The 10,601-nt window shown below is 40.8% G+C and carries 12 protein-coding genes; 5 read left to right on the plus strand and 7 right to left on the minus strand.

Translation table 11 applies throughout. The features are described from left to right. Positions 1-402 precede the first annotated feature (402 nt). Both QAS77_RS07240 and QAS77_RS07245 read left to right on the plus strand, forming a co-directional pair. Positions 403-1,104, plus strand: a complete 702-nt coding sequence (locus QAS77_RS07240) for a hypothetical protein (protein WP_305064672.1) — start codon at positions 403-405, stop codon at positions 1,102-1,104. A 13-nt stretch (positions 1,105-1,117) separates the two neighbouring features. Beyond that, positions 1,118-2,032, plus strand: a complete 915-nt coding sequence (locus tag QAS77_RS07245; protein WP_305064673.1) for a YcdB/YcdC domain-containing protein — start codon at positions 1,118-1,120, stop codon at positions 2,030-2,032. 467 nt (positions 2,033-2,499) lie between these two features. Here the strand turns inward: QAS77_RS07245 and QAS77_RS07250 are convergent, their stop codons facing one another. Continuing rightward, positions 2,500-3,312, minus strand: coding sequence for a helix-turn-helix transcriptional regulator (locus QAS77_RS07250; protein WP_305064675.1), 813 nt, complete (start codon positions 3,310-3,312; stop codon positions 2,500-2,502). Between the two features lie 473 nt (positions 3,313-3,785). Here QAS77_RS07250 and QAS77_RS07255 point away from each other — a divergent pair, with 473 nt between their 5' ends. The 3 genes from QAS77_RS07255 to QAS77_RS07265 all read left to right on the plus strand — a co-directional run bounded on the left by QAS77_RS07255 (position 3,786) and on the right by QAS77_RS07265 (position 5,277). Continuing rightward, positions 3,786-3,923, plus strand: coding sequence for a hypothetical protein (locus tag QAS77_RS07255; RefSeq protein WP_305064676.1), 138 nt, complete (start codon positions 3,786-3,788; stop codon positions 3,921-3,923). Between the two features lie 6 nt (positions 3,924-3,929). Continuing rightward, complete coding sequence (locus QAS77_RS07260; RefSeq protein WP_305064678.1) at positions 3,930-4,742, plus strand: hypothetical protein; 813 nt, start codon at positions 3,930-3,932, stop codon at positions 4,740-4,742. Between the two features lie 103 nt (positions 4,743-4,845). Next, the gene (locus tag QAS77_RS07265) at positions 4,846-5,277 is read left to right on the plus strand and encodes a hypothetical protein (protein ID WP_305064680.1); all 432 of its coding nucleotides are present in this window, start codon (positions 4,846-4,848) and stop codon (positions 5,275-5,277) included. A gap of 57 nt (positions 5,278-5,334) precedes the next feature. On the opposite strand, the gene ahbC is transcribed toward QAS77_RS07265, so the two are convergent. From ahbC to QAS77_RS07295, 6 genes are all read right to left on the minus strand, one after another. Beyond that, positions 5,335-6,537, minus strand: coding sequence for a 12,18-didecarboxysiroheme deacetylase (ahbC, locus tag QAS77_RS07270; RefSeq protein ID WP_305064682.1), 1,203 nt, complete (start codon positions 6,535-6,537; stop codon positions 5,335-5,337). A 39-nt stretch (positions 6,538-6,576) separates the two neighbouring features. Next, positions 6,577-7,377: a uroporphyrinogen-III synthase gene (locus QAS77_RS07275; RefSeq protein ID WP_305064684.1), complete on the minus strand. Its 801-nt coding sequence runs from the start codon at positions 7,375-7,377 to the stop codon at positions 6,577-6,579. A gap of 29 nt (positions 7,378-7,406) precedes the next feature. Further along, a complete protein-coding gene (gene cobA / locus QAS77_RS07280; RefSeq protein WP_305064686.1) occupies positions 7,407-8,159 on the minus strand; it encodes a uroporphyrinogen-III C-methyltransferase in 753 nt (250 codons plus the stop codon). Between the two features lie 204 nt (positions 8,160-8,363). Beyond that, positions 8,364-8,762 carry a DUF1699 family protein gene (locus QAS77_RS07285; protein WP_250866928.1) on the minus strand — a complete coding sequence of 133 codons (399 nt, stop codon included), beginning with the start codon at positions 8,760-8,762 and terminating at the stop codon, positions 8,364-8,366. 156 nt (positions 8,763-8,918) lie between these two features. After that, positions 8,919-10,199, minus strand: a complete 1,281-nt coding sequence (gene hisD / locus QAS77_RS07290) for a histidinol dehydrogenase (RefSeq protein ID WP_305064687.1) — start codon at positions 10,197-10,199, stop codon at positions 8,919-8,921. Positions 10,200-10,281: 82 nt separating this feature from the next. Then, positions 10,282-10,601: helix-hairpin-helix domain-containing protein (locus QAS77_RS07295; RefSeq protein WP_305064689.1), on the minus strand; the 320-nt coding region annotated here is incomplete at its 5' end.

A 10,601-nucleotide genomic window follows, 5' to 3' on the forward strand; every position in this document is an offset into this window, starting at 1 on the left:
AAGTATCAAAAAAGTTATCTCGCGAGAGTTCATTATCGATATTGATCATATGCGGGATTTAATACATGGGAAATTTATGGAGTGCTCATCAAAAATTAGCTTTGCAAAGAGATGGATTGAAAAGTTTCTTAGTGAAAAACAGAAGTCCAAAATGTTGGGTGTTTGACTATAATCAGAATGGTGAATATTAATCGGACTGATTAATATTAACCGGATAGATGAATATTCATCACAGTAATTAATGTATATGATGAAGGTAATAGAATTTTCTGGAGTGGGGCTCAACCGGATTTGGGTAGAAGCTGAACCCCACGTGCCCGGAGGCGAGATTAGGTTGACTTTGATAGTGTTTAAAGTTTACGTAATCTTGCCTCACAAGTAATGAAAATGAGGCAAGAAAGAATGAACATTGAAAGAACAAATTTAAAATATATATGCGTGATTGGCATTCTGCTATTTTTGTTTGCTTCCCCAGCATCTGCAGATCCTGATGCCATATTAGATAGAAGTCGCACTCAGTTTGCAGACATCGATGCTAACACAATTAATTATATTCATGCAAGATTTGATGAAGTAGATCAAGATCTTCTTTTAATTCCTGATATAACTTCAGTTACAGATTACGTTTCGGGATCTTCGAGCGACAGTGCCTTTGTAGCTAATATAAATGCACTTGATGACACAACAAATGTAAATGTCGTTGTGATTCATACTCATGGAGGAACAAATGAAACTTTAAGCGCAAGCTATCTGCAGTTTAAAGACTCGAGTTGGTTATCTGATTCAAATGTGAACAATTGGATGGACGGAAGAAATGGGGGATTCATGTTTGCAGGTGCATGTAAAAGTGCAAAATATACAGATTTAGGAAATGAGTTTATTGACAAAGGCTTTGATACCTATTTTGGCTATAAAGACACCGTTCTAACCAAGAGGAATGCGCGATTTTATGCAGCGTTCTTTGATCTTGCCACTTTTACCAATGTCAAGGTTTCTGAAGCGGCTAGATATGCAGAAGACGAAGTAGAAGATGAATTCGGATCTGCAGACGATGTTGGAAATAATAGATTTATAGGAAACTCAGACTTGTGTCTGAGGACTTGAAGGGGGAAAAATCATGAAACTTAATCAAATGTTTGTATTGGTTTTGATAGTATCAAGTGCAACACTAATGGCTTTTGCTTCAGAAGATGCGGTAATATTCCTCACAAAAGAAGATGCAAAGCAATCAAAATACCTTGATCCATCCATTACTGAAACAGATCTCAGCCTTAAGGATGCAGAAACCATATTGATATCCGAAAATCCAGAGGTAATTGCAAAATCCATTAATGGGGAGATCATTGACAAGGATGGCTTCGGGTTAATCTGGCAATTGAGTTCAAAAACAACTGATGGAAATAGTGTCATAACCGGAATAGACGCCTCTACCGGAGAGTTGCTTTTTGTATATGACGGGGCAAAAAATGTGCAAGGAAACGATAGTATTAGCAAAAATGAAGCTTTGGAAATAGCAGAAGAGTACATCCAGTCCAAGCTTACAACTGAGAAAATCAATGAAGTCGAACTTGAGAAAATAACATACAGGGAGCCTGCCGCAGATGACCTCCCAGGGACTTATAAAATAAGCTATGCGAGGGTGATTAGGGAAATACCATCTATTTCGGATGGAGTACAACTAAGGGTAAATGCAGAAACAGGCGAAGTTTCAAGTTATCGCAAAAGATGGTCTATGAATGAAGATGAGATAGCACTCATAGATATTGAACCAAGCATTAAGGACGAGGAAGCTGTTGAAATTATCAAAGAGTTCATGCGAAAGGAATCATATATAGGAGAAGAAAAAGCGGATACTGTTCGAGTCATTTCATCTACTCTCGTCTGGAAAGAGGATGATGAGGACAAAATTCATCTGGCATGGGAAATCCAGTTTATGGATTCAAGTTTTGCAGAAGATGATAAATATCCAGCTTCAGCCTGGATTGATTCTCATTCTGGAAAGATGCTGCTGTTTGATTACGAAAGAGATTAAGTTTGAAATATTCAAACTTTTCATTTTCTCTTTTTTTCTTTTTCAAGTGTTTTTTTGATTTTATGGATCTCCTCAACATTGAGTGAGTGATTAATTTTATTTACATCTGCCTTTCAAGCTACAGATAGTTCAAAGAACTAATGTAAATAGCAATCGAATGAGTAAAAATACCACATCATCATAAAAGGATTGTGTGGGGAGACTTTATCAGTATGTATACTCTTGCTTATTTTGGAGTCCTAGCCATTCTCGGTGGTCTGGAGGGATATTTTGCATCAGTAAAAAAAATAGAGTACAACATTCTTGCGATATGCTGTTTTCTGTTCTGGGTGGTAATTTTTATCAGAGGATTTGTTGATTGAATTCAGAGACATGCTGTTTACCTGAAGGTCCGGTACGTTGGATGGATAGAGTATGTACTAGTCAAATAAAGGATAAATAAGTTTTTAGAACAAAGTGCACTGGACTCAAATTATTATAACCTTTGACCGATTCTTACAATACCCAAAGAGCCTCTTTCCCCAACCAACCGCCATCGAATCAAAGCTGAATATGCCACTTGTGATGTCATATGTCACCCCGTCTTTTTTATACAGACTCAATGACAGGCATTTATCAGTGACAATGAGCCCCCCAAAAATATTATCAGCCATAGTCATTAATTTAAAGTTTTCATAATCTTTCAGTGCATTGATCTTTTCGACATAAGGCTCTTGCTTCAATTGTTCTACAACATCGGCGGTAACGATGAGCTCAACAGCGATTCCCTCGCATACCCTTTCTGATATGAAATCTGCATATTCCGTGGTTACGACAGATGATACCCCGAATACATGCTCAGCTTCTTTTATGATTTTTAGATTGGTGCTGTATAGATTAAAAATCTCTATATTGGTGTCACTGATGATTTCGGAATTGTAAAGGCATCCAACCTCTTTTAATAATGAAGTTGGAATATCTTCGAGGCAGTGGTCTGACCAGAAATGTTTGTGCTTGTTGATCGTTCCCATTGTCATGAAGGAATCTGCGATCCTGGATGCTACGATCTTTCCCAGCCGGGTCAGGCAATACCCGTGTTCCTTTGCCTCTATAAGTTGGTCAGATTCCAATTTTCTGATCTTTGGTATTAATGCCTGAGATGTGCTGCCGGTAATTTCACGAAGTTGAAAAAGTGTTTTGCTGCCTTCATCTAGTGACAGCAGTATCTCGGTAATGAGTCTGGATCTGTATATCGCCTGGACATCATCCCCTGCTTTTCTGTAGATCTCAAGGATATCCATGTTTCGGTACCATTCTGAATATTTATGCAGATAACCTGCTCATAATGATTTATTGAATGTTTTATGTTGTTTTACGTCTTTTGTTTGCCTGAGGTGAAAGTTTAGTTAAATCTCGTAACTTTGCTCTCGCTTAAAATATCAGGTATCGTTTTAAATAAGTTACTTGGAAGAAAATTATGTAGGTAATATAAATTATATGATTTAACTAATAATAAAACGCATAGTGTGTGCAAAATATATGAAATTTGTGCCTCAATATTGCATATGATGCAATACCTGAGACCATTAGATTTGTGAAAAATCCACGCTTTTTTTGTTTGCTGTAAATGCGATCCACTGAAAACACAAGCAAAATCATGAAAAATATCCCGGAATTGTTTTGTTTCTGACATTAATCAAAATGGTGAATATTCATCGGACTGATGAATATTAACCGGATCGATGAAAATTCATCACAGTAATAAATGTATACGATGAATGTAATAGAAATTTCTGGTGTGGGGCTCAACCGAATTTTGGAAGAAGCTGAACCCCACATACCCAGAGGCATAATAATATTGAATTTGAAAATATTTAATATTATTATGCCTCTGGAATTGATAGCGAGGTAAGAAGAAATGAAAACAAATATGAGATTTGGGCTCGGCATGATACTTGCCGCAATGTTACTGGTAAGCATGGCATTTGTACCGGCTGTGAGTGCATCTCCAGAGGAAACAATGGAACAATGGATACAAGAACACACTGTAACTGTTGAATCAATTGCAACCTACACATATGAGAATGGTTATCTGGAAATAAAAGAAATATACACAGGTAAAGATATTGAAGAAAGGTTTGGAATCAATAACATAACAAAAGTAAAACAAATTCCTATTGATAAAAAAGATATCTTAATGCAAGAAGGAACAGAAAAAGTAGTTGTGACTGAAAAAGAAGTTGTTCTAACCACCAAAGCATATAATTGGTGGGATAGTTATGCTTATCCACAATGGACATGGTCAAATGTCGGATACATGATTTATGAAAAAGAGGATCCAATAAATCTGGTATGGAACGATAACACTGCAAATACAGTAAAATCAGAAATATTGAATGAAGGATGGACTGATTATCCAGTGCAATATGCCCAATATGTATCTGATCCACAATGGGGATGGGTATTGGCCGATGGTGTGGCTGACAGCATATTGCGCACAAATGGTGGATACCATGCAAGGCTTTGGCAGACATCATCTGGTGATGTTGTAGCAAATGCGCATCATGACAGCCCCAGTCCGCATCATCCAGATCAATTTGAACAAGCAGAAGATCTGATTGCAGGATTTTATGGAACTGGTTGGACAGTTTACAAAGATAATTATTGGCTAAACAACAAAGTAACAACTCCATACAACGATGGGAAAGCTACTGTAATAAATGATAATTAAATCGTATCCAAGAGGTGGATCATTTCACCTTTTTATTTTTTAGAAAACATATTAACTGTGTATTCCAAAACTTTACTGGTTTTCTAGCATTAAAGGGGCGAAAATGAACGTAAAAAATATAACAATTTCAATGATCATATCATCAGTAATCGTTGCTATTACAACTGGAGTAAATCATCTGGAACACGCATTACGCGCAACAATTGGTGACTTATTAACACTTCCTATTGTACTTTTCAGCACGCTTCTTTTGCCGGTAGCTCCCATCATGTATGGATTGATCACAAAGGATAAAATCGGATCTGTAATAATTGGAGTGGTACCTGTAGTCGGACTCTTTCTGGATATATATTTGAGCCTAATAATATCAGGAGATTTTACTAGTATGAATACTCTTGCTTTTTTCGGAATACTGGCTATTCTTGGTGGTTTGGAAGGATATTTTGCATCAAGAAAAGAAATACAATACAATATTCTTGCAATATGCTGTTTTCTGTTCTGGATGGTGATTTTTGTAAGAGGATTTGGTGCTTGAACTCAAAGAAATGTTCTTTAACAGCCTTTACAAAACAAGAACTGAAGAGCGAATCACTCACTCTTCTTCATCATAACCGATCTCTTCTTTTGTCAGATAACATGCAGGATCATCTGCCCAGACATTGCCATACACGGCTTCAGCCCGTACACGGAAATTAGCGTTGCACACATCGAACCACTTGCATTTTGCACATCTGTCAGCGTTCGCTTTGATAAGGAGTTTTCTGTCCTTGAGACCTGCCATGAGCTCATCGTTCAGGTCAGTCCATATCTCACTGAACTTCCTATCCTTCACATTACCAAAGGTGTAATGCCTCCAGAACTGATCAGGATGAACTGAGCCGTCCCATGAAACACAACCAAATCCAATGCCAGTGGAATTACCGCGGTTCATCTTGAGAAGTTCATAGACCTCTTCTGCACGTTCGGGGTTCTCTTCTGCAAGTCTCATGTAAATGTATGGACCATCACAGTGATTGTCCACAGTCAGAACTTCCACAGGCATTCCCTTCTCATGAAGCTGCTTTGTGCGGTCCATGATAAGGTCAACGGTCTTGCGGCTTTCCTCATGGGAGAGGTCCTCTTCCACAAGTTTGGTCCCGCGTCCGGCATAGACCAGATGGTAGAAGCATATACGTGGAATATCCTCTTCCTCGATCATGTCGAAGATAGCAGGAATATCAGCCACGTTCTGTTTATTGATAGTAAATCTAAGTCCTACCTTGATGCCTTCTTCCCTGCAATTGCGAAGCCCTTCCATTGCAGCATCGAAAGCTCCCTCGACAGCCCGGAACTTATCGTTGGTCTCTCGCAGACCATCAATGGAAATGCCGACATAGGACAGACCGATCTCCTTGAGCTTCTTTGCCATGGGTTTATCGATAAGTGTACCATTGGTGGAGATTACCGCACGCATACCCCTGGAGATCGCATACTCAGCAAGTTCCGGCAGGTCCTTGCGCATCAGCGGTTCACCGCCGGAGAAAAGCATCACAGGAGAACCGAACTCTGCCAGGTCATCTATCAGTTCCTTACCCTGCTCGGTGGTCAGTTCGTCCTCGAACTCCATGTCCTTTGCATGTGCATAGCAATGTACACATTTAAGATTGCAACGACGGGTCACATTCCAGACGACTACCGGTTTCTTATCCTTTGAGAATTGAAGCAGGTGTGACGGAAGTCTTTTTGAATCACGCCCGTAACGAAGGGCATCCGATGGCTCAACAGTTCCGCAATAGAGTTTTGAGATTCCTATCATAGTTATCCTCCTGCATGTATAATTTCGTTTTTTATGTGATCAGTTTTCAAGAGCCGCTTTTGCGACCCTTAGTATCTCTTTGAAAGTGTACTCATCAGGAGTGACATTCACTTCCACACCATATTCCTTCAATGTATTGGCAGTCGGAAGACCGATAGCTGCCACAAGGGAATTCTCAAGTACTTCCCTTATGGACTCGCCTTCACAAAGAGCCCCTGCACGGTCGAAGAAGCTTCTGACCATCATGGAACTGGTAAATGCAAATACATCGATCTCACCATTGAGACTTTTAGTTATAAGCTCGTTCTGCAATGCTCCGTTTGGCATTGTCAGTGTATAGACCTTTGTCTCAAGCACGTTCGCACCACAGTCCCTCAGGCCCGAGATCAAAAATGTGGAACCGTAAGCGCTCCTTGCAGTATCTATCTGTTTACCCTTAACATCAGGACAGAGATATTCCACAAGCCCTTCTGAACTGTAGACTCCCGGCATCCCCATTACAGCTATTCCGAGATCTTCAAGCTGTTTACGAGTTGTCGGACCGATAGCTACCACATTTGTCTTGTTAAGAGCATCGATGAACTCGCTGTGCTTGTCCTCGGGTATCTTGGAAAGGGTATGGTCGATGCCATTGGCACTGGTGAATATAACATAATCGGATCTTCCAGAAAACACGTTCTCTGCAAATGCATCGAAATATTCGTCCTTCATATCCTCAAGTTCTATCATTGGGATAGCCACAACTTCAAAACCAAATGATTCCGCAAGTTCACGCGACTTTACCACATAGACCTCGGGTCTCATTATAGCTATTACAGGCTTCTTTCCGTTTTGGTCCATCTTATCACCATCAATAAATAGCAATATTTTCAGATCTGGGAACCCAGTATCTCATGAAGCTTGACAACATCGCCGATAACAGTAAGTGCCGGAGCCTTTACCCCTTCATCCTTTGATATCTTTGCGATGGTCTCGACAGTACCGATGGTCACACGCTGATCCGGACGTGTTCCCCTCTCCACCATTGCAACTGGGGTCTTGGGGTCCTTTCCGTTCTTCATCAGCTCGCCCATGTTACGTTCGAGCATCTTGACACCCATGAAGATAACGATGGTACCTCCAAAAGCAGCAAGTGTCTTCCAGTCAAGAGCAGTTTCCTCTTTTGTAGGGTCCTCATGGCCTGTTATGAAAGTGACCATTGAAGCATGGTCCCTGTGTGTAACAGGAATTCCAGCATAAGCCGTAGCTGCAAGAGCAGATGTAATGCCCGGAACTATCTCGAACTCGATACCCGCTTCCACCAGTTCTTCAGCCTCTTCGCCGCCACGTCCGAACATGTAAGGATCTCCGCCTTTGAGACGGACCACCATCTTACCTTCCTTTGCTTTTTCCACGATAGCATCGTTGATCTCACTCTGGGTCAGATTGTGGTCCCCTGCGTGTTTACCTGCATCGATCTTCTCTGCAGCCTCGGGCATGGAAGCCAGTATCTTTTCCCCGGGAAGCTGGTCGAAGACGATAACATCAGCAGTGTCAAGAAGCCTGCGTGCTTTCAAGGTCATCAGTTCAGGGTCTCCGGGACCGGAGCCTACAAGATATACTTTTCCGTATTGTTGAGCCATATTACCAGATATCCTCAATTAGTGTTTTGGTGATGTAATTACCTGATATAATAAATAGATTGATATATGTGATTTCTGCCATCTCAAAAATGTCCATAAAGAAGCAGCCAAAGAAAATGAATCACTGTTAGATAATATCGAAATAAGAATATAATGAATAAAATGAGAAATGTTGCCTGATCATAGGCAACAACTGTGATATGATCAGCCCTGGCTCAGAATATAAAATAGCATTTCCTTGTTCAACTTTCCTTCACGTGAAAGTTTTTCAGCTATAATATCATCTGATATCCCTTCAGATCTCAGAGCATTGATCCTTTCAGCAATAGCCGGAGATACAGTATAGTATTCATTGATATCCTTTCTGTGACCCCAGACATCCCCTACAATAAGCTTGATGTTCTGCATATCCATGAACATTTCAATTGATTTGGATACAGTACGCCTATATGAAGTCGGTATCTGAATTACCTCGACATCTTTACATCTCTTTACAAGGTTAAAGATATCTTCATTGGAGGGTCTGAATGCAAGATGGATGATCTTTTCGTTAGTATCAAGTTTTTCAATTTCTTTCCTTTTGCTTACGATTCTAATTTTCATAGGAACACCTCATTATATTCAAACAGTCCTACCAAACTTAATAAATTAATTGATACTAAGTAACCTATTAAATAATTAACGATTGAAACGTTTTTTTAAGTTCGGGCATCTCAAATTAGTCCCATGAACCTTCTAATTTGATGCCCTCGAAACTGATCAATCATTGAGGCGAATTTTTACGGAATCGGCATGCGCCTGCAACCCTTCTTTTTCAGCAAGGGATATTATCGTATCTCCGATGGAGCTTAAGCCTTCCTTCGTTATCTTCTGTATGGTGGAATATTTCAGGAAATGGTGAATATTCAGACCGGAATATATCCTGGGATAACCGGCTGTGGGGAGGACGTGGTTCGTACCCGATGCATAATCACCTGCTGCAACCGGAGCATAATTACCGATAAAGATAGAACCTGCATTCTCGATCCTATCGAGAACTGCATCATCATCTCTAACCATGATCTCAAGGTGTTCCGGTGCAAAATCATTGGATATTCCTATACATTCATCCATGGAATCCGCAACGAGGATAGCTGCATTCTCAAGAGATTGGTAAACGATCTCCCTGCGTACAGCAATGGCAGCCTGCTTTTTGACCTCGGTGTTAGTCTGTTCTGCAAGTTCAGATGATGTGGTCACGAGCACGGAAACCGCTTTTGGATCATGCTCTGCCTGTGCGAGAATATCAGATGCTATCATAGCAGCATCTGCAGAATCATCTGCAATGATAAGCACTTCACTCGGACCTGCCGGGAAATCGATCTCCGCTTTATCCCGGACCATCATCTTGGCAACTGTCACGAACACATTTCCAGGTCCCACGATCTTATCAACGCTTAATACCGTCTCAGTACCGTAGGCCATTGCAGCGATCGCCTGAACTCCACCGACCTTATAGATATGATCTGCACCAGCCACTTTGCCTGCCACGATAGTAAGCGGATTTACCTTTCCATCAGAACCAGGGGGAGTACACATAACGACATTCTTTACTCCTGCGACCTTTGCAGGGATTATGGTCATGAGTGCAGTGGATGGATAAGAAGCACGACCACCTGGAACATAGGCACCTACCGATGCTATCGGAGTGGCCATCTGACCAAGTTTGATCCCAGAAGACGGTTCTATGTACCATGTCTTCTGTGGAAGCTGTGCTGTATGGAAGTTTTTGATGTTCTCCGCTGCAATCTTAAGATGTCTGAGAAGTTCTGCATCGACCTCTTCCATTGCCTGCTCGATCTCTTCGGAACTAACCTCAATATCATGAATGTCAGCCCTGTCGAACTTCTTAGTATATTCACGCAGGCCTTCATCGCCTTTCTCCTGCACATCCTTTAGAATTGATGAAACAGTATCAGCAACGTCCATCATATCTCCGGTGCGGCAGAGAAGCTTCTCCATCTCTTCGTCAGTGACTTCCGATAGGTGTTTATACAGCATATGATCATCTCGTTTTAACCAGTGACAAAAAACAATAACAATTGGCATTTACGAACAGAAACCAAAAATGGATAGTTCAACATCACTGGAAATCATTGAATGTCTTTTGGTTTTTGTCCAGTATTGTATCTAGAGTATTTGAACTTATAGGTATGCTCTCAAAGTGCTTATCCTTCACCTTAACACCGATACCGGACAGTATATTGTAAGCGACCTTAGGCCCAACAAGTTTTGATAATATAGACATGTCAGCACCTTTAAGCTTTGCAACCGAAACAAAGCCCGCATTGTACAACTTACGTGCTCGCACACGTCCGACACCCCTTATACCAACAAGCTCCATAAGATCAAGCCCTGCACCGTAACGTATCCTTTTCTCAAGACTGTACGCATGTGAAGAAT

It is taken from the genome of Methanococcoides sp. (assembly GCF_030594565.1).
Classification (GTDB): Archaea; Halobacteriota; Methanosarcinia; order Methanosarcinales; family Methanosarcinaceae; genus Methanococcoides; species Methanococcoides seepicolus.

Bases quoted from the DNA above. Each gene is read 5' to 3' on its own strand.
- QAS77_RS07240 (WP_305064672.1), top strand. From the start codon at position 403: ATGAACATTGAAAGAACAAATTTAAAATATATATGCGTGATTGGCATT.
- QAS77_RS07245 (WP_305064673.1), top strand. From the start codon at position 1,118: ATGAAACTTAATCAAATGTTTGTATTGGTTTTGATAGTATCAAGTGCA.
- QAS77_RS07250 (WP_305064675.1), bottom strand. From the start codon at position 3,312: ATGGATATCCTTGAGATCTACAGAAAAGCAGGGGATGATGTCCAGGCG.
- QAS77_RS07255 (WP_305064676.1), top strand. From the start codon at position 3,786: ATGAATGTAATAGAAATTTCTGGTGTGGGGCTCAACCGAATTTTGGAA.
- QAS77_RS07260 (WP_305064678.1), top strand. From the start codon at position 3,930: ATGAAAACAAATATGAGATTTGGGCTCGGCATGATACTTGCCGCAATG.
- QAS77_RS07265 (WP_305064680.1), top strand. From the start codon at position 4,846: ATGAACGTAAAAAATATAACAATTTCAATGATCATATCATCAGTAATC.
- ahbC (WP_305064682.1), bottom strand. From the start codon at position 6,537: ATGATAGGAATCTCAAAACTCTATTGCGGAACTGTTGAGCCATCGGAT.
- QAS77_RS07275 (WP_305064684.1), bottom strand. From the start codon at position 7,377: ATGGACCAAAACGGAAAGAAGCCTGTAATAGCTATAATGAGACCCGAG.
- cobA (WP_305064686.1), bottom strand. From the start codon at position 8,159: ATGGCTCAACAATACGGAAAAGTATATCTTGTAGGCTCCGGTCCCGGA.
- QAS77_RS07285 (WP_250866928.1), bottom strand. From the start codon at position 8,762: ATGAAAATTAGAATCGTAAGCAAAAGGAAAGAAATTGAAAAACTTGAT.
- hisD (WP_305064687.1), bottom strand. From the start codon at position 10,199: ATGCTGTATAAACACCTATCGGAAGTCACTGACGAAGAGATGGAGAAG.